19 protein-coding genes are annotated in these 21,348 nt (G+C 47.3%); 12 read left to right on the forward strand and 7 right to left on the reverse strand.

Going from position 1 to position 21,348, the window contains the following annotated elements:
• Window positions 1-261 precede the first annotated feature (261 nt).
• From A1OO_RS10365 to A1OO_RS10375, 3 genes are all read left to right on the forward strand, one after another.
• Window positions 262-1,947, forward strand: coding sequence for an aspartate:alanine antiporter (locus A1OO_RS10365; RefSeq protein ID WP_026023805.1), 1,686 nt, complete (start codon window positions 262-264; stop codon window positions 1,945-1,947).
• Window positions 1,948-2,138: 191 nt separating this feature from the next.
• Window positions 2,139-2,813 carry a response regulator gene (locus A1OO_RS10370; RefSeq protein WP_016958058.1) on the forward strand — a complete coding sequence of 225 codons (675 nt, stop codon included), beginning with the start codon at window positions 2,139-2,141 and terminating at the stop codon, window positions 2,811-2,813.
• Window positions 2,814-2,871: 58 nt separating this feature from the next.
• Entirely contained in the window at window positions 2,872-4,221 is a 1,350-nt protein-coding gene (locus tag A1OO_RS10375) for an ATP-binding protein (protein ID WP_017002974.1), read from the forward strand.
• Window positions 4,222-4,339: 118 nt separating this feature from the next.
• Here A1OO_RS10375 and pgsA read toward each other — a convergent pair whose 3' ends face one another.
• From pgsA to uvrY, 3 genes are read right to left on the reverse strand one after another with little or no spacing between them, the layout of a single operon-like run.
• Window positions 4,340-4,891 (reverse strand): CDP-diacylglycerol--glycerol-3-phosphate 3-phosphatidyltransferase, encoded by a 552-nt coding sequence (pgsA, locus tag A1OO_RS10380; RefSeq protein ID WP_016958060.1) that lies wholly within the window; start codon window positions 4,889-4,891, stop codon window positions 4,340-4,342.
• 43 nt (window positions 4,892-4,934) lie between these two features.
• Entirely contained in the window at window positions 4,935-6,770 is a 1,836-nt protein-coding gene (uvrC, locus tag A1OO_RS10385; RefSeq protein ID WP_277814531.1) for an excinuclease ABC subunit UvrC, read from the reverse strand.
• Window positions 6,771-6,776: 6 nt separating this feature from the next.
• Window positions 6,777-7,421 (reverse strand): UvrY/SirA/GacA family response regulator transcription factor, encoded by a 645-nt coding sequence (gene uvrY, locus A1OO_RS10390; protein ID WP_026023806.1) that lies wholly within the window; start codon window positions 7,419-7,421, stop codon window positions 6,777-6,779.
• A 370-nt stretch (window positions 7,422-7,791) separates the two neighbouring features.
• Between uvrY and A1OO_RS10395 the strand changes: the two genes are divergently transcribed.
• From A1OO_RS10395 to uraH, 5 genes are all read left to right on the forward strand, one after another.
• Window positions 7,792-8,514, forward strand: a complete 723-nt coding sequence (locus tag A1OO_RS10395; RefSeq protein WP_016958063.1) for a glutamine amidotransferase-related protein — start codon at window positions 7,792-7,794, stop codon at window positions 8,512-8,514.
• Between the two features lie 146 nt (window positions 8,515-8,660).
• Window positions 8,661-9,548 (forward strand): sulfotransferase family protein, encoded by an 888-nt coding sequence (locus A1OO_RS10400; RefSeq protein WP_017002976.1) that lies wholly within the window; start codon window positions 8,661-8,663, stop codon window positions 9,546-9,548.
• A 152-nt stretch (window positions 9,549-9,700) separates the two neighbouring features.
• Window positions 9,701-9,862 carry a hypothetical protein gene (locus A1OO_RS23570; RefSeq protein WP_198928789.1) on the forward strand — a complete coding sequence of 54 codons (162 nt, stop codon included), beginning with the start codon at window positions 9,701-9,703 and terminating at the stop codon, window positions 9,860-9,862.
• Window positions 9,863-9,935: 73 nt separating this feature from the next.
• Complete coding sequence (locus A1OO_RS10405) at window positions 9,936-11,144, forward strand: MFS transporter (protein WP_017002977.1); 1,209 nt, start codon at window positions 9,936-9,938, stop codon at window positions 11,142-11,144.
• Window positions 11,145-11,452: 308 nt separating this feature from the next.
• A complete protein-coding gene (gene uraH, locus A1OO_RS10410) occupies window positions 11,453-11,806 on the forward strand; it encodes a hydroxyisourate hydrolase (RefSeq protein WP_017002978.1) in 354 nt (117 codons plus the stop codon).
• A 246-nt stretch (window positions 11,807-12,052) separates the two neighbouring features.
• On the opposite strand, the gene A1OO_RS10415 is transcribed toward uraH, so the two are convergent.
• Genes A1OO_RS10415 through A1OO_RS10425 form a run of 3 tightly spaced genes read right to left on the reverse strand, consistent with a single transcriptional unit; the run spans window position 12,053 to window position 14,866 of the window.
• Complete coding sequence (locus tag A1OO_RS10415) at window positions 12,053-13,348, reverse strand: TRAP transporter large permease (protein WP_016958068.1); 1,296 nt, start codon at window positions 13,346-13,348, stop codon at window positions 12,053-12,055.
• The gene (locus A1OO_RS10420) at window positions 13,345-13,851 is read right to left on the reverse strand and encodes a TRAP transporter small permease (protein WP_016958069.1); all 507 of its coding nucleotides are present in this window, start codon (window positions 13,849-13,851) and stop codon (window positions 13,345-13,347) included. Before A1OO_RS10420 ends, A1OO_RS10415 begins: the two co-directional genes overlap by 4 nt.
• A 10-nt stretch (window positions 13,852-13,861) precedes the next feature.
• The gene (locus A1OO_RS10425; protein ID WP_017002979.1) at window positions 13,862-14,866 is read right to left on the reverse strand and encodes a sialic acid TRAP transporter substrate-binding protein SiaP; all 1,005 of its coding nucleotides are present in this window, start codon (window positions 14,864-14,866) and stop codon (window positions 13,862-13,864) included.
• A 287-nt stretch (window positions 14,867-15,153) separates the two neighbouring features.
• Here A1OO_RS10425 and A1OO_RS10430 point away from each other — a divergent pair, with 287 nt between their 5' ends.
• From A1OO_RS10430 to A1OO_RS10445, 4 genes are all read left to right on the forward strand, one after another.
• Entirely contained in the window at window positions 15,154-15,798 is a 645-nt protein-coding gene (locus A1OO_RS10430) for a GntR family transcriptional regulator (RefSeq protein ID WP_026023807.1), read from the forward strand.
• Between the two features lie 64 nt (window positions 15,799-15,862).
• Window positions 15,863-16,927, forward strand: a complete 1,065-nt coding sequence (locus tag A1OO_RS10435) for a Gfo/Idh/MocA family protein (RefSeq protein ID WP_016958072.1) — start codon at window positions 15,863-15,865, stop codon at window positions 16,925-16,927.
• A gap of 29 nt (window positions 16,928-16,956) precedes the next feature.
• Window positions 16,957-17,415, forward strand: coding sequence for a type II 3-dehydroquinate dehydratase (gene aroQ, locus A1OO_RS10440; RefSeq protein ID WP_017002981.1), 459 nt, complete (start codon window positions 16,957-16,959; stop codon window positions 17,413-17,415).
• Window positions 17,412-19,265, forward strand: a complete 1,854-nt coding sequence (locus A1OO_RS10445) for a bifunctional sugar phosphate isomerase/epimerase/4-hydroxyphenylpyruvate dioxygenase family protein (RefSeq protein WP_017002982.1) — start codon at window positions 17,412-17,414, stop codon at window positions 19,263-19,265. Before aroQ ends, A1OO_RS10445 begins: the two co-directional genes overlap by 4 nt.
• A 149-nt stretch (window positions 19,266-19,414) precedes the next feature.
• On the opposite strand, the gene A1OO_RS10450 is transcribed toward A1OO_RS10445, so the two are convergent.
• Entirely contained in the window at window positions 19,415-21,226 is a 1,812-nt protein-coding gene (locus tag A1OO_RS10450; protein WP_017002983.1) for a M28 family metallopeptidase, read from the reverse strand.
• Window positions 21,227-21,348: the final 122 nt, after the last annotated feature.

Here is a 21,348-nt window from a genome sequence, read left to right on the forward strand (position 1 = left end):
TCAATCGACACGCTTCTGGCTGAGCAACCTCAAAATGCTCCGCTATATCGCTTTCAAAAGCCAGCCACGCGCTGGCTTTTTCTTGTTCAAAATCAGCGAAATAACCACACACCTCTTTCACCTCACACTATTCTGTTCAAATTCTGACAAGCACCTGAAATAAAATGCCATTTTTCTCACAACTTTAAATTACATTTGATGGCAAATGCGTATAATGCCCGCCAAGAAATCCCCCTTCCTCCCGCTGCGGATAATGGTTCAGTGAACATAGACGTCAACAACCTGCTCGTTCAAAACGATATACTCCTCCTATTCGTCGTACTGGCGATTGGCCTTGGTATCGGAAAAATCCGAATCGGTAGCTTTCAATTTGGAAACTCTATTGGCGTGCTGGTCACCGCACTTAGCTTTGGGCATGCAGGTTTCTCTTTTAGCCCTGAAGCACTGAATATCGGCTTTATGCTGTTTATCTTTTGCGTGGGCATTGAAGCGGGGCCGAACTTTTTCGGGATCTTCTTCCGTGACGGTAAATCCTATTTAGTCCTCGCTCTGACGGTATTGATCGCGTCGGTAGGCATCACCTTATTGATGCGTTATCAATTCGGTTTAGACAGCAGTATCGCAACAGGCATGATGGCAGGGGCGTTGACAGCAACACCCGTTTTAGTTGGCGCAAAAGACGCACTGAATGCGGGACTTGCAGGGGTCAATTACTCACCGCAAGAAATAGCCGCCATGATTGATAACCTAAGTGTTGGCTATGCCTTGGCCTATTTGGTGGGTTTGGTTAGCCTCATCGTGCTTGCCAACCTAATGCCGAAATTGCAAAAAGAAAACCTCGAACATTCTGCGCAACAAATCGCCATGGAACGTGGTTTGGGGGGCTCGTCACAGCGTAAAGTCTATTTGCCTATTATTCGCGCCTACCGTGTCGGCCCCGAACTCATTAACTGGGTCGATGGGCGTAACTTGCGTGAACTCGGTATTTACCGCCAAACAGGTTGTTACATCGAACGCATTCGCCGCAATGGCATATTGGCCAACCCTGATGGTGATGCCATTTTGCAAGAAGGTGATGAAATCGCGCTAGTGGGCTACCCCGATAGCCACGCACGTCTTGATCCTTCTTTCCGAAACGGCAAAGAGGTATTCGACCGCGACTTGCTCGACCTTCGCGTAGTGGAAGAAGAGATTGTGGTGAAAAATGACGCCATCATCGGCAAGCGCCTGTCAGATCTGAATCTGTCAGAATACGGCTGCTTCTTAAACCGTGTCGTACGCGCACAAATTGAAATGCCCATGGACCACAATATTTTGCTATCAAAAGGTGATGTATTGCAGGTCAGCGGAGAAAAACGACGCGTACTGGGTTTAGCGGAGCGAATCGGCTTTATCTCTATTCATAGCCAGGTTTCGGACATGCTGGCGTTCTGCTCGTTTTTCATATTCGGTTTGATTTTCGGTCTAGTCACGATGACTTTCGGCCAAATGACACTAGGTCTGGGTAATGCGTCAGGCTTACTTATCGCAGGTATTTTGCTTGGCTTCCTTCGTGCCAACCACCCAACCTTTGGTTATGTGCCGCAAGGGGCAATCAACATGGTGAAAGAGCTTGGCCTGATGACCTTCATGGTCGGCGTGGGCCTAAGCGCGGGTGGCAACCTTTGGGAATACCTCCAACAAATGGGTTTCACCATTATGTTAGGCGCATTGGCCATCAGTGTTATTCCAGTGATTCTCGCCTATCTTGTAGGCGCCTATATCCTAAAAATGAACCGTGCTTTGTTGTTCGGGGCGATCATCGGTGCGCGTACCTGCGCACCTGCGATGGACATGATCAACCAACATGCTCGCAGTACCATTCCTGCACTAGGTTATGCTGGCACTTATGCCATTGCGAACGTTCTACTGACATTTGCAGGTACCCTGCTCGTCATACTCACCTAATTCGCTCGCATTCTCAGCCTGCGAGTCAGCTCAGATTCAGCGAACAGCGTTACACTGTTCGCTGGGTCGGCTATCAATTCTCACGCATTTCCCTGCTGACCCTTAATCTGTTGCCAAATATAGCTCTAGAGCAAAACGACGAACGGCATTGCCATGCTTCGTTTTGCCGCGAATAAAAAAGGTGCCTCGTTATGCGAATCCTGATTGTCGAAGATGACCCCTTGTTGAGTCATCACCTGAAAACAGAACTGCAAGCGCTTGGCAATCAAGCACATTGCGCCGCTACTGCCACCGAAGGCCTCTATATGGCCAAGGACTATCCGAACGATATTGCGATTGTCGACCTAGGTTTACCTGACCGTGATGGTGTTAGTCTCATCAAAGACATTCGCCATGCAGGTATTCGTATGCCCATTCTCGTGCTCACTGGTCGCGCTAACTGGCAAGACAAAGTATCAGCGCTAGACGCTGGCGGGGACGATTACCTAGTCAAGCCCTTCCAGAAAGAAGAGCTAGTTGCGCGTTTGAACGCACTAGTGCGTCGCAGCGCAGGCTTTATCAAACCGGAAATCAAAGCAGATAAAATCGTTGTCGACTTGCTGGCCAAGAAAGTAACCGTCGACGAAACGCCGCTCGACTTGACGGCCTTCGAATATGATTTACTCGAATATCTTGTCCGCCATAACCGTCAAGTGGTTTCTAAGCAGCGACTGCTTGACGTGCTTTATCAAGATCAAGAAGGCGACCCAAATACCATTGAAGTCATGATGAGTCGTTTGCGCAAGAAGCTAACACAAGCAGGACAAGACAACCCCATTTCCACCATTCGTGGTCAAGGGTACATTTTTGAAGTGCAGGTCAACTAACCGTCACACAACATAAAGCGGCGCGTGTTAAACAAACATCTTGAGGATACTCGGATATATGGCCACCAAAATAACACCACCGATCCATAAACGGGTCATTTCTACGTCAATCGCTATTATTCTGGTGTTTTCTTTGGCGTTTGGATTGTTGCTCAATCAACTCTACATCAATAGCTATATTGCGATCTATTCCGCCGATTTAGTCTCCGCCGTCCCTAATATTTTTAGTGAATTACGACGAGATAGAATTTTAGATCTCGATAAAGACGATCCATCAGATACGTTGTTAGCAAAGGATGCTAACTCAAATTATCTTGCATTTATCTGCGAAAAAGACCAACGCATGTTCTGGATGTCATCGGAAGCAAAACGCGACGGCATGGGCGATATCTGCGCCCATATCCCTTATGAAATGGGTGAGCCCGATCTTATCACCTATCGCGACAAGCCTTATGTGGTCCATTTCATCTCAGATGCAACCTACAACGACAGCAAACACTTCTTTTTACTGCGGGAAGTCTCGACACAACTTAACAGCTTGTCAGCGCTAAAACGTAAAACTTGGCTTTATGTTGCCTTGCTGTTTATAGGTGCAACGGGTTTACTTTATGCAGCATCCTACTGGAGCTTCAGCCCACTGCGTAAACTCGCTGATGAACTCAATGAAATTGCAGAGTCTCGACGGGAAAAACTCGACCAAGATTACCCCTCTGAACTTGAAGACGTGACGGAAGCGCTAAACCGAATGATCACACTTCGCAAAGAGCAAACGCTTCGTTATCGCCATGCCATGGATGATCTTGCACACAGTTTAAAAAGTCGCCTAGCGGCCACCAATGCGCTTTTGGATGACTCTACACTAGCGCGTGATGCGATGAGTAAACGCATCGTCGAACAAGTCAGCCAAATGGATGACATGGTGCAGTATCAACTAAAACGTGCCTTGTTAGGTCAACAAGGTCTCGTGCGAGAAAGTACTTTATTGCAACCTCAAGTTGATAGCCTGACGGGCATGTTCATCAAAATCTATAATGACAAATCTGTCACTGTTACTACTGAGTTTACAGGGTTACCTTCCCTGCCACTGAACAAAGACGATCTGACTGAATTACTGGGTAACTTATTGGAGAATGCATTTCGATATTGCATCAGCCAAGTTCGTATTCGAACGATGGAAACCTCTGACAGTTATCTGCTGATCATCGAAGATGATGGCCCTGGCGTAGCTGATGCGTTCCGCGATTCCATCTTTCAGCGCGGCGTGCGGGCTGATCAATTGAATCCAGGCACAGGTATTGGTCTTGCCGTGTGTGATGACATTGTCCAAAGCTATGAAGGCTCAATCACTGTCAGCACATCAGATCTTGAAGGTGCCGCATTTTCTCTGTCGTTTCCAAAGCATCATTAATATGGATCGAGATAGTCTGCTTTACGTTCTAGGTTCTAGTCGCTAGCTTCATACAAAAAAAGGCCGCATCATCATGCGGCCTTTCTTGTTGAATCTCGGTTTAGTTCTAAATGCGCTGTTAATCTGCGTTCAACAGATCATCTTTCGCCGCCAGTAAATACTGATACATCGACCAATACGTCAAACCCGTTGCAACATACAGTGCTGCGTAACCAATATAGGTAATGATTTCATTGTCATGCCAAAGCAGCATGGTCAGCGCAAACATTTGAGCTGCTGTCTTGAATTTACCCACCCACGAAACTGCAACGCTAGCGCGTTTACCCAGCTCTGCCATCCATTCTCGCAATGCTGAAATGATCACTTCTCGCGCAATCATAGTCGCAGCAGGAATTGTCACCCAGAACGAATGGTAATGCTCTGCAATAAGGACCAATGCAATCGCCACCATCACCTTGTCTGCAACAGGGTCAAGAAACGCACCAAACCGCGTGGTTTGGTTGAGCGTTCTCGCCAGAAAGCCATCAAGCCAATCAGTGAAGCCCGCGATAACAAAAATAAGTGCAGCAGCAAACGCCGACCACTCATAGGGTAAGTAAAACGCGACAACAAAAACGGGAATTAATGCGATGCGTAGTAGAGTCAGGATAATGGGGATATTCAGTCGCATACTTGTAATAATTTGTGAGTGTCGGCGTTATGGTGCTTGAAAGTCACTGCTGTTGCAATGAGGAATGAATTTTCTCTGCCAAAACTCGGCTAATTCCTGGCACTTTGGCTATTTCTTCAACAGATGCTCGCTTAAGTTCCTGAATTCCGCCCAAGTATTTAAGCAAAGCTTGTCGACGCTTCGGCCCAACACCTTCGATTTCTTGCAACACACTGCTTTTTCGCACTTTCGCGCGCTTGGCTCTGTGTCCAGAAATCGCATGGTTATGACTTTCGTCGCGAATATGCTGAATCAGGTGCAGTGCGGGCGAATCCGACGGCATAGAAAACTCTTCGCCGCTAACCTTTATCAACGTCTCGAGCCCAGGGCGGCGTGTGGTGCCTTTTGCGACCCCTAACAGTAGCGGATGCCTTGGCCAATCATCTAGAAGCGGTCTAACGACCTCCCACGCTTTATTCAGCTGCCCTTTACCACCATCAATAAGAATGATGTCTGGGATTTTGTCAGGATCGGTTTGCTTACTGTAACGACGCTCAAGCACCTGCGCCATCGCAGCATAATCATCGCCACCCGTGATACCGGTGATGTTATAACGACGATATTCTGGTTTTACTGGGCCGTCTTGATTAAATACCACGCAAGATGCCACTGTCTGCTCACCCATGGTGTGGCTGATATCAAAACATTCCATCCGTTTGATCGGTTCAAGATCTAGCGCATCCGCCAGCACGGAGAAACGATTATGTATCGTCATTTTTTGGTTGATCTTAGTCGTTAACGCCGTGGCGGCATTGGTTTGTGCTAGCTTCAAAAAACGTGCGCGCGCACCTCGAGGCTTGCTCTGCAAATGCACTTTTCGACCTGCGATCTCCGACAAGGCAGTGGCAAGGGATTCTATCTCGTCACCTAAATCCTGCCCTATCAAAATGCTGGTAGGAATAGTGCGCCCTTCTGCTTGATTAAAATAAAACTGACTAACGAAACTCGACACCAGTTCATTGATATCAGTATTGGCGGGCATTTTCGGAAAATAGCTACGGCTGCCAAGCACTTTACCTTGGCGCAAAAACAACACGTGGATACACGCAATGCCATTCTCAATAGACACGCCAATCGCATCCAAGTCATCTTCACTGTTTTGAGAAACAAATTGTTGTTCCTGAACACGACGAAGCGCCTGAATTTGATCTCGGTATTGGGCGGCTTTTTCAAACGCCAACTCTTTGCTGGCCAGCTCCATTTTTTCCACCAGCGTAGAGAAAACCTGTTGGTCTTTGCCTTGCAAAAATAAGCGCGTGAAGTTGACCAACTCTGCGTAGTCGTCATCGGAAATAATGCCACTCACGCAAGGTCCTGCACATCGCCCAATTTGATACATCAAGCAAGGTCGTGAACGGTTGGCATACACCGAGTCTTCACATTGGCGAACAGGAAATATTTTCTGGAGAAGATAAAGACTTTGTCTTACCGCGCCCGCATCAGGGAACGGACCAAAATATTCACCTTTTCGCTTTTTCGCACCACGGTGAATCGACAAGCGAGGATGCTTGCTGGCAGACAGGAAAATATAGGGATATGACTTATCATCACGCAGCAATACGTTGTAGCGCGGTAAGTGCTGCTTGATGAGATTATGCTCAAGAATGAGCGCTTCGGTTTCGCTGTGAGTGATCGTCACTTCTACATTGGTGATATTTTTCACCAATGCACGCGTTTTCTCCCCCACCACATTTGTGCGAAAGTAGCTAGAAAGTCGCTTTTTCAGCGACTTTGCTTTACCGACGTAAATGATCTCTCCAGAAGCGTCCATCATGCGATAGACGCCCGGTTTGTCAGAGACGGTTTTTAAGAAATTTTTGGCATCAAACACAGCGAACAGTTTTGGTTAGAGAGCTTCTGTGTCTAGCATACCATGGCGAATTGCCAAATGGGTCAGTTCAACATCACCATTAATAGCTAACTTGCTGAACAAGCGGTACCGGTAGCTGTTAACTGTTTTGGGGCTAAGGTTCAATTGCTCAGAAATATCTGTCACCTTCTGCCCTTTCGTAATCATCATCATAATCTGCAGCTCGCGCTCAGAAAGATTCTTAAAAGGGTTCTCTGCATCCGGTGTAAATTGACTCAACGCCATTTGTTGTGCGATTTCTGGTGAAATATAGCGTTGACCGCTATTCACCGCGCGTATCGCATTCACCATTTCGTTCGCCCCCGCCCCTTTGGTCAGGTAACCTGCGGCACCGGCCTGCATGACTTTGGTCGGAAATGGGTTTTCTGTATGAATAGTAAGAACAATAATCTTAACATCGGGGTTATAACGCAGAAGCTTTCGTGTCGCTTCTAAACCTCCAATACCAGGCATGTTCATGTCCATCAAGATAATGTCTGCATGATTACTACGACACCACTTGACTGCTTCCTCACCGCTTTCGGCTTCCCCTACCACTTTTACACCACGTTCATCTTCGAGAAGACGACGTATCCCTGTGCGAACCAGCTCGTGATCATCTACAAGGAAAACACTAATCAAGCTTGTTTCTCCACTATGATTTTGGCTCGCCATGCGTCAGTATGACGCTCGACTTTGTGCTGCATCTTACTTGAGTTTAACCTAACAATAAAAGACCGAACACATTGAATCTGTGTAAGAGAGCATGTTTTTGAATTCAATGAGTCAAAAAATAACCAGCCTAGTCGTTAAAATTAGTCTTTCAGAAAATGACCAGATAAAAAACTCATCAATGACAAATAGTTAGAATGTGAAACCATTATTTGAGTGAATCAGTATATATCTAGTAATTCGTACATTAACTTATACTCAAAAGACATAATATATGCTTGGTCTACTATGAGTACTATTCATTGGAATGCCATAACGAGCAAGGAGCACGGATAAGGTTATGAAACTTGGCATATTGTTGTGTGACGATCACTACCCCGAGTCCATTCCAACTTATGGTCACTACGACGATGCGTTCAAGCGTCTTTTTCAGGATAGCGCGATCAATAGCTATTCGACCTTTCGCTGCTTTGAAGAAGAGTATCCAAATAGCCCTGACGATTGCGATATCTGGCTTGTCACAGGCAGTAAATGGGGAGTCTACGACCCAGATTCGTGGATAAAAGCCGTCAGTGAATTCGTAAGACGCTGCGATGAAGCAAAACGCCCTTTGCTCGGCGTATGCTTCGGCCACCAGCTCATTCACCAAGCACTTGGTGGACGAGCAGATAAATCGAACAAAGGCTGGGGGATGGGTGTTTATCCCATCGAAAGCATGAACCGTGATCAAGGCTCCATGTCTTCACGGCCTACCGCACTCAATCTGATCGCATGCCATCAAGATCAGGTGCAATCTCCTGCACCTGACTTTAGTGTCATCGCGGGATCCACATTTTGCCCGTTTGCGATAACAGCAAAAGAGAACCACATTCTAACGATGCAGTGCCATCCGGAATTCACGCCTGACTTTTTAATCCAGCTAGTTGAGCGATTAAGAGAAAAAGCAGGCGATAAGGTTGTCGATAATGCCATTCGCTCTATCAAAGAACATGGCGGCGGTGATCGTGACTATGTCATCGCGTCAATGTTTGCTTTTGTCGAACATCAAACGCTTGAGCAATAATCGATTTCTGCGACATTTGCGTTTTCAATTTGCAACTCAAGTTGCCATGCCGCACAGCATCTAGTAACAAATCCTTGATTCTACTGGCATAGATCACTGGCATCTAAATTGCTCCTTCTTAGGTAACCCGTTGAAGGAGCATCAGAATGAACGACACCTCATCTGCGTTAAATAAACCGCTGATTTTTGTTGGCCCTCCTCGATCTGGGGTAACCTTCATTTCTGATCTCATCTTTCATCATCGCGATCTGTGCTGGCTCGATAAGAACTTTGAAAAACACCCACGATCTGATTGGCAACATCGACTCTTTCACCATGCGTCGGGTTGGCGAAACCATGCGGCACAATCATCTTCTCTTCTTGGAAGCCTTGCGAAAGAGTTTTCACCGGTGCCTTCTGAAGCGATTTCTTTTTGGGACGAATCAACCCGTGACGACATTGATTTTGATCGCGGTTTTCTGCGTGGAAAACACGCCACGCCGATGGAAATTACAACCATAAAAGACGTATTGGCGAAACGCTTAATCCTTTCACAAAAAGCGCAACTCGGTTTGCGTTTTACTGGCCCCGCCAGACTCTGCTTTTTGCACAGCATTTTTCCCGATGCTAAATTCGTCAATATCGTGCGTGATCCCGCCTCCACAGTGCACTCCATGATTTCGACGGAAGAATGGGAGTATTTAGGCAGACATTTACTCTGGTGGCGCGGCGCGTACTCTTTGCAGGAGCTGGCGCAATACGACATGCTGCGCGACCATGCCGTCGCAGGCACTGCTTTTCAATTAAACAAGTTAATGCAAACCACCAAGCAGGAAGTACAAGAGCTTGATCTCGATTTAATCACGATCAATTACGAAGATTTCGTCAAACAGCCGCAAGACGCTGTCTCGCAGATTTTGTCTCATGCAGGACTGCCCGCCAGCAAAACGATTGATGCGGCGCTAAAACAAAACGAGATCCGTGGCAGCAACAAGGTCCTAAAAATGCCCGCAACCGACATCAATACGGTTTATACCTGGTGCCCCGCTCACTGAGCAGTTTATTCTCCTCTCAATCTTCCATTTACTACTCTCGGCAAGTGTATCAAAAGGTCATGCATTTTATGCATGACCTTTTTGCGTTCAATTCATTTGCTTCATAGTGTTGATGCCACTACTCTACGCGCCTTTCAATCTCTGGGATCGACATGAACTCGCAATCACTTTCCGCCCAGTTAACACGTTGGCTAGCTGTGCTGATTATTACCCTGATCGGTGTTCATCATTGTTCGCCACTACAACGTGCGCTCTCAGATTACGCCGTGGATGGTGGCTGTCACCAGCGACACCACATGGAATCACCAGAGTAAGCTGAACAACCGCCCTTGATATCAAACACTTTTATTAACACCCACTTTTTATACTCAATTTTAAGGTACATCTATGAGCATTTTCCGGTTCCCACTAATGGTATGGCTGGGGATAGGGATTTTGATTATCAGCCTAGGGATCAGGCAATCTTTCGGCATTTTCATGATGCCTATCAGCGACACGTTCCAATCAGGACGTGAATTTTTTAGCCTTGCCATTGCCGTGCAAAACCTCATGTTTGGCATGTTCCAACCTTTTATCGGTATGGCAGCAGATCGCTTCGGCGCTAAACGCATTGTCGCCTTAGGCGGTATTGCCTACGCTCTGGGTCTGTATCTCACATCTATCGCCACCAGCTCTGGCGTTTTGTTCTTGTCTATCGGTGTTTTAGTCGGTCTTGGTCTGAGTGCAACCAGCTATGTCATCGTGCTAGGCGCTGTGGCGAAAGTCGTGCCGGCAGAGCACACAGCCAAAGCGTTTGGTCTGACAACCGCGGCAGGTTCGTTCGGCATGTTTGCCGTGATCCCCGGCGCGCAAAGCATGCTGGCAAACTACGATTGGCAAACGGCCATGCAAGTATTCGCCGTGCTGTGTACGGTGATCATCGCCTTTTCAGTATTCATGAAGAGTGCAACAAGTGAAGGACAATCACAAACCACGGCAGACACCCAAACCTTGCGTCAAGCGCTGGCAGAAGCTTTTCGCCATCCGGGCTATTGGTTTATCCATGCAGGCTTCTTTGTATGTGGTTTTCAGGTGATGTTTATTGCCACCCACTTGCCTAGCTACATTGCGGATAAAGGGTTACCGGGCAATACCGCAGCGATGGCATTGGCTTATGTGGGAATATTCAATATTTTTGGCTCCTATTTTTGGGGCGTGATGGGTGACCGATTCAACAAGCGCTATGTGATGACGAGCCTTTATCTGATGCGAGCCGTTGTGCTTTCTTTGTTTGTGACACTGCCACTGACAACAGAAACCGCGATCGTATTTGGCGCGGCTATCGGTTTTTGCTGGTTAGGCACAGTGCCGTTAACCTCTGGCCTAGTCAGACAAATCTTCGGCCCGCGTTACATGTCTACCCTCTATGGTTTGGTGTTCTTTACCCACCAAATTGGCAGCTTCTTGGGTGCGTGGGCAGGTGGCCGTATATACGACTTCTATGGTTCGTATACGCCAATCTGGTGGGCAACGGTTGTGCTAGCACTTGCTGCAGCACTGCTTCACCTTCCAATCAACGATAAACCGTTGGTTCGCGCGTCGCTGCAACCAGCGTAACTGTTGCAGGGGTTGGCTATAATTTGTGCCAACCCCTCAATGCCTCAATGCCTCAAACACACCTCCCGTAATAAACTGACTTGCCAATCTGTGCGTCAACAAGCAAAACACAAAAACGAACATGTTATGCTCTTTTTTGCTTACATTTTATTCAGCGACACGTTAGAAAAATGCCTTACGGAATGCTAAGTTTTTAATATGGCGCGAACAAATGTACTGCGCCCGTTTCAGGGAATTTTGACACAGAGATAGACGTATTGAGATGATTTCGGTATTTCGGTCGAAGTAAGAAACAGAGGTGATAACGCATGGGAAAATTGACGACACATGTTCTCGATACCGCGAGAGGTGTGCCAGCAAAGGGCATCAAAATCTCACTCTACCGTATCGGTGATGACGGGCTTCAGCCGCTGGTTTCAACCGTGACCAATGATGATGGCAGAACACATGCTCCCCTGCTAATCGATGATGACTGTGCCCCAGGTCTTTACCAGCTTGTCTTTTCAACTGCCGCTTATTTTCGTTCGACGAATACGCCTCTTGAACCCATTCCTTTTCTGGATGACATCGTGATCCGATTTGGTGTATCCGATGCCACGAAACACTTTCATGTTCCTTTACTTGTTTCTCCTTATGGCTATTCCACATACCGAGGAAGTTAAAAAACCAGCCAGGGTGGCTGGTTTTTGTCTTATGGGTGGATGTTAATCACTCAAGACAGAGTAAGCCTCGGTGGATCTCCAATCCTTATCTTTAGCTGGTATATGACAACCCAAGCAATTCGGTTTCACATCCGGCAGACATTCGACAAAAACAAAAAGAGAAGGCGTATAGCCTTCTCTTTTACATAAATCGGTCCTCGCCTGTCTGCGTTCACATAATGCAAACTCGTCAAACGTTGTTCGTGTCTATCCTTGATATCCCATTAGGCGCGGAATCCACAACACCACGTCGGGAGTCAAAATCATGATGACCAAGGCCACCAGCAATACACAAATAAACGGGATCACTTGTTTAATAATGCCCGCTAACGGTATGCCTGTGGTTCCATTTATCACGAACAACAGCACACCATAAGGCGGTGTTATCAGCCCGATCATCAGGTTCACAATCGTTATCACGCCAAAATGAACCAAATCGATACCTAACTCACGACACGCAGGAATAAACAGTGGAACGATAACCAAAATAACGGTTGTCGCATCCAGCAAGAAGCCCAGTGCAAGATAAATCAGATTAACGATGATCAGGAACGCCATTGGCGATAAATCAGCGGCTTCAATCATATTCGCGATAGAAGTTGGCACATTTTCCGTCGCAATGATGTAATTGAAGATTAGCGCTGAGCCAATCACCAAACCCACTGATGCTGATGAAAACGCACTTTCCTTCAGTGCCGCATACAGTTCTTTCAAACTAATAGAACGGTAAACGACTGCCGCCAGTATCAACGCATACGCTGCTGCGACTGCTGCTGCTTCCGTTGGTGTCGTCACACCACCATAAATACCAAACAACAGAATACCTGGCATTAAGAGTGTTGGTAACGCTCGGAAAGTTATCCCAGGAATGTCTTTCGTTGGTGTTTTAGGCTCTCTAGGAATATTCATTTTGGTCGCAAGATAGGTGTTCATTCCCATCAATACAGCGCCCATCAATAAACCCGGTAACAAGCCTGCGATAAACAAATAGCCAATCGAGGTATCCGACACCAAGGCATAAATCACCATCGGGATCGAAGGCGGGATAATAGGACCTATCGTCGCAGAAGCCGCCGTCACCGCAGCGGCATAAGCAGGCGGATAGCGTCCATCTTTGGTCATCATGTTAATGATAACTCGCCCGACGCCTGCCGCATCTGCGACCGCAGAGCCAGACATACCCGAAAAAATCAAACTGGAAACGATATTCACGTGACCCAGTCCACCTCGGAAATGCCCCACCATAGCCACACAGAATTGAAGCAGTCGATCCGTAATACTGCCCGCATTCATGATATTGGCAGCGGCAATAAACAGAGGAACCGCCAACAGGATAAAGCTGTTGTAGAAACCTTGAATAATCTGCTCACCAGCCAGTGCTAAATCTTGACCGCTCACCAAGAGATAAACGATAGCACCAATGATCATTGAAAATGATACTGGCGTACCGAATGCAGCCAAAAGCAACACAGTGACCAAGCATAGTGTTAACGCCAAACTCATTCTTCCACCTGCTCGTCCTTATCATCGTCTTGCACTTTGTAATTCGGATTCAAATACTGAATCAGTGCAATACCGTAGCGGAGAATAATGACGCCCAGAAATACCCCGTAAATGCTGAATACATAGTCGAGGCGCCATTTTAAGATCGCGCTCTTCTTGATCTTATAGAAAGTGATGTAGTCCCATGTCGGCAGAAAGCTGATGCCAAAACCGATGATGATGCCCAATGCAGACAAAATAAGAAAAATACGTTGTACCTTTCCCGGAACACTTAAAAAAAGAAGATCAAAGCGAATATGATCTTTGTTACGCAAACAAAATGCGCCCGTCCAAAAAATCACCCACAGCCAAAGTGTCAGCAGAAGCTCTGAAGACCAGCCAATAGGAGCATTAAGGACATATCGGGAGAATATTTGCGCACAAAAAATCAGGAACATTGCGGCCAACATAATGACCGCAACCCCATCTGCTATTCGCTGAAACCAAAGCAGAATAGTTTTCACGCGTTAAACCTCACAGGTTGTTGATGTTTTCCACCATGCCTTTCGGCCAGCTTTCAGAAAACTCAGACTCAAGGTACGCTTTTTGAACGTGTGAACGGAAAGCCTCTAGATTAGGCTCATACACTTTCAAACCTTGCTCGCGGAAGAAATCCACCAACTCAGCTTCCAATGCCAGTTGGTTTTTGCGCCCATAAGCCGCAGCATCATCAGCCGCTTTCTGCATTTGGGTTTGCTGTTCAGGCGTTAAGTCATCCCACACTTTTTTCGATACCGCTAAATAGTTCAAATCCACTAAGTGATTCGTCAATACAATCTGCTTAGTCACTTCGTAGAACTTGGCATCTTTATCGGTTGGCAATGGGTTGTCTTGTCCGTCAACCGCGCCAGTCTGCAAAGCGGTATACACTTCGGTAAAGGCCATTGGTGTTGGGTTTGCGCCCAGCGCTTTACCCAAGAACTGCCATGAATCTGAACCTGGCATACGCAGTTTCACACCCGCCAAATCTGCCGGTGTTTTCACTTCCTCATCAGTACGAAGGTTCAACTGACGACGACCTAGATAAATGACGCTAAGCAGTTTCACGCCCAGCAGATCTTCCACTTCTTCTTTCAAAGGGTCCATGGCATCAGAATTAAACACCGCGACCTGATGGTCCGCATCACGGTGCATGTAGCCCGCTGCGAAAATAGAAAAGGCAGGAATGAATTCGGCCAATTCTTGCGCCGATGCCATCGCCATATCAAGGTTGCCACGAGCAATGGCTTCTAGCTCTGTGCCTTGCTTAAACAATGAAGCATTCCAGTGCGGTTCAAACTCCGCAAAACTCGCTACGCCTGGCCCAAAGACTTCCGTTAATGCAATTGCACGTTGGTCAGTTTCCGAACTTGGCGCCGATAAGCGCAACTTCATATCCGCAGCACTAGCAGCCGTTACAGAAAGCATCGCAATCGCCAACGTTGTTGCTTTCGTGACGTTGCTCAGCCAGCTTGCCGAGGATCTGGACAACAATTTCATACACCACTCCTTTGTATGGGCCCTTGTGATTCAAGTACCCAGCATTTGGTTTGCTTAATGACCCCCTTGGTCAAAAAATCAGCGCACCGTTTAACATGAACATAGCGTAGACGATCCGATTACGTCGTTGTTACCCAAATGTGTCTCATTTGTTAAAACATCACCCATTATTCATTTTGAGGGACATTTTTTGACTTATAGTGAATTCATAAAAATAAGACATATTCTTCGTTTTATTAGGACGAGAATGTGGATGTAGGTTAATCCAACGCTTGAGGCCAGAGGCAATGAACCTCTATGAAACGTTAAGAACAGATTTATTAAGAGGCGACTATAAACCCGGAAGCCGTCTGCGTATGGAGTCGCTAAAAACACGCTATGGCAGCGGTGTGAACTTATTACGCGAATGCCTGACGCGACTAGCCAGCGATGGTTTAGTGATTGCTGAAGGGCAAAAAGGGTTTCACGTCGCTAGCTTCTCAACCAAGAAGATGGAAGAGCTGACGCGGCTGCGCATTCTTCTTGAATCCAATGGCGCAGAGCAATCTTTTGTTAATGGCGATATGGAATGGGAAAGCAATCTGGTTGCTGCCCACCACAAGCTTGAGCATGTAGAGAGCAAAATGCGCAACAACATTGAAGACAACTTCATGATGTGGCATCGCTGCGATTACGAGTTCCATGCGGCATTGATTGGTGCCTGCGATTCGGAATTACACATGCACTACCACCGACAGATCTACGATCAGTTCCGACAGTTTGTGATGATGGAACTGCGCACTAATGGCTTTCGAGGCTCACATATTATTGACGAACATCAGGTGATTTTAGAGGCCGCACTAAATCGTGACCTTCCGGCCTGTGTTCACGCATTGGAATCGCACTTAGGTGGATTTGTTGAGCGCTTACGTGAGTTTGGTGAACAACGCTAACTCGTCTTCATCTGCGACACGCTCCCTGCATATCGCTATTAACTAATAAGGATATTCGCCCCACATGGAACCATTAAACCTTGCTGTCGTTGGTGCTGGTCTGATTGGCAAAAATCACATTCAGCTCATCCAAAGCAGCGAAGTCTGTCAGCTTGCAGCCATTGTCGACCCTTTTGAAGCCAGCATTGAACTCGCAAAAAAATGTGGCGTCCCGCACTTCTCTGATCTGAACGACATGCTTGCTACTTTACGTGTTGATGGCGTTATCCTTGCCACCCCTAACAACATGCATGTCGAGCAAACCAAAGTGTGCATGGAATACAAGGTTCCCGTCTTGATTGAAAAGCCCGTGGCACATTCAGTGGCAGAAGCGACGGAATTACTCAACATTGCAATGCGCTCTCCAGGTATTTGGGACACCCTATTGGTTGGACACCATCGTATGCATAGCCCCATCATCAAGCGGACACGAGAGCTAATTGACTCCGACGTGCTGGGAGCCTTGGTCGCCGTACAAGGTTGCGCACTGTTCTGTAAACCCGATGATTACTTTGACGCCGCACCATGGCGCACCAAAGAAGGCGGCGGCCCTATTCTGATTAATCTCATCCATGAAATTGGCAACCTTCGCTATTTATGCGGCGAAATTGTTGCGGTACAGGCCATGGCATCAAACCGTCGCCGCAACTTTGATGTGGAAGACACGGTGTCGATTAACCTCAGCTTTGCCAATGGCGCGTTGGGGACATTTTTACTCTCAGACACGGCAGCTTCTGGCTCTAGCTGGGAGCAAACCTCGCAAGAAAACAAAGCGTACGCCACGAGCACTGATGAAAATTGCTACCACATTGCAGGCACTGACGGCTCTATTTCAGTGCCTACCATGCGCCTTAAACATTATCCGATAAAAGCTGATCGTTCTTGGTGGAAACCCTTTACCAGCGAAACCATTACCCTTGAGCGCAAAGATCCTTTGGTTGAGCAGCTTAATCATTTTTGTCGAGTGATACGCAAGCAAGAAAAACCCTTGGTAACAGTGCGAGATGGACTTCAGAACCTTCGTGTCACCGAAGCCGTTTTAGAGGCCGTGAAAACGGGAAGAACCGTATATATCGATGATATTGGTTAATATTTTCGGATTGGACAAGGAAGTAAATGATGAAATCAATACTGGTAATGAATGGCCCAAATCTCAACTTGTTAGGCCAACGTGAACCCGGCCTGTACGGCAACACAACGCTCGCGGATGTCGAAACACTCTGTCACGACGCCGCCCAAAAACACGGCGTGGCGATTGAGTTTATGCAAAGCAACCATGAAGGTGTCCTGATTGATGCTATGCATGATGCGGGAAGAAAAATCGCAAACGGTGACATGATCGGCGTGGTGTTTAATGCCGGTGCGTTCACCCATACGTCAGTGGCCTTACAAGATGCCATTAAAGGCGCACAAGTCCCTGTCATTGAAATTCATATTTCCAATATCCATGCCCGTGAGGAATTTCGTCATCATTCTTATCTTTCCCCCGTTGCAGCAGGCATTGTTGTTGGGTTTGGCGTAAAAGGTTATGCACTGGCCATCGACGGACTCATGGCGACATACGGAGACGAGGCATGATCTACTCCATTGCAACTGTATGTTTGTCAGGCACCTTTCGTGAACGTATTGAAGCTATCGCAAAAGCCGGCTTTCGTGGCATCGAAATTTTCGAAAGTGATCTGATCACCCACAACGGTTCTGTGAAAGAAATCCGCCGTATGTTGGACGATCACGGTTTAGAAGTGGTGACCTATCAGCCCTTTCGAGACTTTGAAGGTTTACCTGCTCCTTATCGCCAAAAAGCCTTTGATCGCGCTGAGCGAAAATTCGACCTAATGGAAGAGTTGGGTACGGATCTGTTAATGGTCTGCAGCAATACATCACCGCATGCCTTGGGTGGTATTCAACGAGCAGCCGATGATTTTCATGAGTTAGGCGAGCGCGCATCGAAGCGTAATATGCGGATTGCTTATGAAGCGCTGGCATGGGGGAAATACGTCTATGACTATCGCGATTCGTGGGAAATCGTGCGTCGAGCAAACCATGATGCCGTTGGGCTGTGCCTAGACACCTTTCACATCTTCTCGCGCCAAACTGAGCTTGATACCATGCTCAACATTCCCGGTGACAGAATATTTCTCGTGCAAGTTGCGGATGCGCCAAGTTTGTCAATGGATCACCTAAGCTGGAGCCGACATTACCGTTGTTTCCCCGGCCAAGGTGATTTGCCGATTGACCACTTCGTCGCCAACATGCATGCAACAGGCTATGACGGTCCTTTCTCGCTGGAAATATTCAACGACCAGTTTCGTGCGGGATCAGCAGAGAAAACAGCGCGTGATGGATATCGTTCATTAGTGTTCGCCAACCACGCTGCGGAAAAAACACCCGACGAGGACGCAACGTCTATTCCCGTCGTGTCGCCACCTCGTGACATCGAATTCATTGAGTTTGCACTGAACGATACCGAGAAGAAAAGTCTCACCAAGCTGCTTTCTCAACTGGGTTTCAGCCATGCAGCGACACACAAAAAGAAACATGTTGAGTTGTGGCGACAAGGCAATATCAATCTGGTGATGAACATGGAGCCAGATAGTTTTGCACAGAACTTCCACCAGCATCACGGTGTTTCAGTCTGTGCGGTCGGCATGACCTGCGATAACGTGAAAGACATGGTGGAGCGCGCCAAGAAACTGGAATTCACCCCCGTTTATGGCAACCCAAACACCGACACACACGGTATTCCTGCCATTTATGGCCCAGGTGAAAGCTTGCTTTATATGGTGGATGGGTCAGAAAAACCGGCTCATTGGGAGCGTGAATTTCAGTGGCATAGCGATGTCGAGGCGCAGGCGTTTTTGAATAAAGTCGATCATATTGCGCTCTCGATGAGCTACGAAGAAATGCTCCACTCTGTGCTGGTGTTCCGTTCGATGTTCAGCATGAGAACCATGCCAACCGTGAATGTTACCGATCCCGGCGGTCTGATTCGAAGCCAAGCCCTACAAACGCCTGATCGCGGCGTGAGCTTTACCTTAAACAGCAGCCAAGCTTCACGCACGGTATCTAGCCGTATCCTCGATCAATACGCAGGCACGGGCGTTAACCATATTGCGCTCTCCACCAAAGATATTTTCGCGACGGCCGCGTTTATGGATGCCCAACAAACCACGACCTTACCGGCAACGGTCAATTACTACGACGATTTAGCGGCACGATTCGACCTGTCGGATGAAACTATTGCCAAGCTCAAGCGCTTTAATATTTTGTATGACGAAGATGAAAACGGCAGTTTCTACCAACTCTATACCACTTTGTTTGCAGGCAGATTCTGCTTTGAGATTGTCCAACGCAATGGATACACAGGGTTTGGTGCGGCAAATAGCCAAATGCGCCTGGCCATGCAAGCAGGAGAAATGGCCAAATAATCTCGTTTGGGGATAAATACATAGAAAATCAAAAAGGGAGCCATTTGGCTCCCTTGGTTTTAGGTTTTAGGTTTTAGGTTTTACTTCTTAATCAGCTTTACTGTATTCACTCTGTTGCACTAACAAACGCGATCCAGTCTATCTGCTGACTATTCGCGGTCTTGGTCGAAATCACCATGGAAGTGACCATGATCAGACACTTCACGCGATGCAGATTTAATTTTCTGACCAATACGGTGTTGATTGCTAGATTCTTGCACCGACAAAGAACGCAGCAGTGTGCGCTGTTCAGGTTCATCTTCACGTCCATCCGCATAGAGATCATCACTCATCGCATAGAAGGTCGCCACGTAAGCTAGCGCTTTCGAGTTCACTCTTAACGCTTTGTTGCTCACGTTATTGAGATCATCACAGGCTTGGTGATAGCACTTGTCGTAAGCGACATCTACATCACCGCCAAATTGCTCGGCTTCCTCTGCGGATTTGATTTGTTCAGCCCCTGTAAACAGACCACCAAACGCAATTCCCCAATCGGCAAAGCCCGAGTAATCCGAACGTTTTGATAAGGCTTGCGGCACAGTGGATTCATCTTTATCAGTAAAGAACTCGTTGAACAGACCTTCGATGTGCGACGTACCTTCTGGTGGCTCAAAGTCACCTGGGTATGCATTGTCTGGGCTGTCTTTGGTATCTGACAAATCACCATCCATCACACCAAACACATAGTTTGGCGAGCCGATCATGTCGAAGTTGAGGTACATTTTAATCGGGTTGATTTCAAGATAACGCGCATCGACCAATTCACGCTGTGCCGCGGTGAGGTCTGCCGGATCAGTGACACCTTCCTCTTCCATGATTTGTGCTTGTGCATCGTTGTAATAACCGCCTAACACCTCTTCGGTGTAGTAGTTAGAACCGACCAAGCCAGCTTCTTCTGCCGCCCACCAAGCGAAACGGACTTTGTTCTTTTGGTTAACCGGAAGTTGCCTCATTTTCTTCTCTAGGCGAATCGCGTATTCCAAGATCCCCGCACTACCGGAACCGTTATCGTTAATGCCCGGTCCTTCTTGCACAGAATCCAAATGTGCGCCCAGCATCACGATCTGATCAGGGTTACCTTTTTTGGTTTCTGCTAGGAGGTTTTGTGTCACAACAACTTCGTCTTCAACACCGATATTCAACGCCGCAGCGACCGCATTCGATTGCGCAAGGTCATACCAAGCTTTACCGAGATCATAGCGAGCACCAAACGCAGGTATACCCGCTTCACTGTCACTGCCCAAGGTGCCGTTGACCACGGCTTTACGACCGTCATTATTACCTTGGTTAAACACAATAGCGCCAACCGCACCTGCGTTTTCCGCATTCACGACTTTCGCATTGAATGTACAGCCACCACGCTGGATCACCGCCACTTTTCCGGTCACGTCTACGCCATCAAAATCGGCGGCTTCACAACCATCAGTATCATCGTAGTCTGGGGATTCAAAATCAAAATCGGGCGTCACAAAGGCAATGTCAGCGTTCAACGCGCCATCAGAACCACCAGAGTAAGACATGGCAGCATAGTCCGCCGGAATATCGTCCGTTGCATCACGTACATGAACAAGCGCTTGCCCATTGACGCTTAACGTTGTGCCATCTTGTTCAGACCAGCTTCTAAAATCGAAAGGTTGGAATGTGACATCGTAGCCATTCGCTTCCAGCGTGGCTTTGATATAATCCGCGGAATTAGCGTAACCTTCAGTCCCCGCAGCGCGTGTTGTTGAACTGCCATCGGGCGTTGGCACGGCCGCTACTTCCATGGCCTCAAGATGATCAACAAGATTCTTTTCCTTGATTGCCTTGCTAACTTTATTTGCAACCCACCTTGGATCTTCACAGCCTGCAAAACCCGTCAGCAATGCGGCACTCATTGCCACGACCAACAGCTTTCTACCACTAACGTTGAATGTGTTCATAGATGTCGTCCTTTTTATTTGACTAGATCAGTCAAACACTCAGGACTATATTCTTCCACACAATGTAAATGTAAATATTTGTTAACGGAAACAGGATCACAGTTTATTAAAGGAAAGATCAT

Origin of the sequence: Enterovibrio norvegicus FF-33, from assembly GCF_000286835.2 — a bacterium.
GTDB lineage: Bacteria > Pseudomonadota > Gammaproteobacteria > Enterobacterales > Vibrionaceae > Enterovibrio > Enterovibrio norvegicus_A.

Excerpts from the sequence above, each read along its gene's own strand:
- A1OO_RS10400 (WP_017002976.1), top strand. The coding sequence starts at position 8,661 with ATGAACGACACCTCATCTGCGTTAAATAAACCGCTGATTTTTGTTGGC.
- A1OO_RS10415 (WP_016958068.1), bottom strand. The coding sequence starts at position 13,348 with ATGAGTTTGGCGTTAACACTATGCTTGGTCACTGTGTTGCTTTTGGCT.
- A1OO_RS10370 (WP_016958058.1), top strand. The coding sequence starts at position 2,139 with ATGCGAATCCTGATTGTCGAAGATGACCCCTTGTTGAGTCATCACCTG.
- uraH (WP_017002978.1), top strand. The coding sequence starts at position 11,453 with ATGGGAAAATTGACGACACATGTTCTCGATACCGCGAGAGGTGTGCCA.
- A1OO_RS10430 (WP_026023807.1), top strand. The coding sequence starts at position 15,154 with ATGAACCTCTATGAAACGTTAAGAACAGATTTATTAAGAGGCGACTAT.
- A1OO_RS10450 (WP_017002983.1), bottom strand. The coding sequence starts at position 21,226 with ATGAACACATTCAACGTTAGTGGTAGAAAGCTGTTGGTCGTGGCAATG.
- pgsA (WP_016958060.1), bottom strand. The coding sequence starts at position 4,891 with ATGCGACTGAATATCCCCATTATCCTGACTCTACTACGCATCGCATTA.
- A1OO_RS10375 (WP_017002974.1), top strand. The coding sequence starts at position 2,872 with ATGGCCACCAAAATAACACCACCGATCCATAAACGGGTCATTTCTACG.
- A1OO_RS10395 (WP_016958063.1), top strand. The coding sequence starts at position 7,792 with ATGAAACTTGGCATATTGTTGTGTGACGATCACTACCCCGAGTCCATT.
- A1OO_RS10405 (WP_017002977.1), top strand. The coding sequence starts at position 9,936 with ATGAGCATTTTCCGGTTCCCACTAATGGTATGGCTGGGGATAGGGATT.
- A1OO_RS23570 (WP_198928789.1), top strand. The coding sequence starts at position 9,701 with ATGAACTCGCAATCACTTTCCGCCCAGTTAACACGTTGGCTAGCTGTG.
- A1OO_RS10425 (WP_017002979.1), bottom strand. The coding sequence starts at position 14,866 with ATGAAATTGTTGTCCAGATCCTCGGCAAGCTGGCTGAGCAACGTCACG.
- aroQ (WP_017002981.1), top strand. The coding sequence starts at position 16,957 with ATGAAATCAATACTGGTAATGAATGGCCCAAATCTCAACTTGTTAGGC.
- A1OO_RS10435 (WP_016958072.1), top strand. The coding sequence starts at position 15,863 with ATGGAACCATTAAACCTTGCTGTCGTTGGTGCTGGTCTGATTGGCAAA.
- A1OO_RS10445 (WP_017002982.1), top strand. The coding sequence starts at position 17,412 with ATGATCTACTCCATTGCAACTGTATGTTTGTCAGGCACCTTTCGTGAA.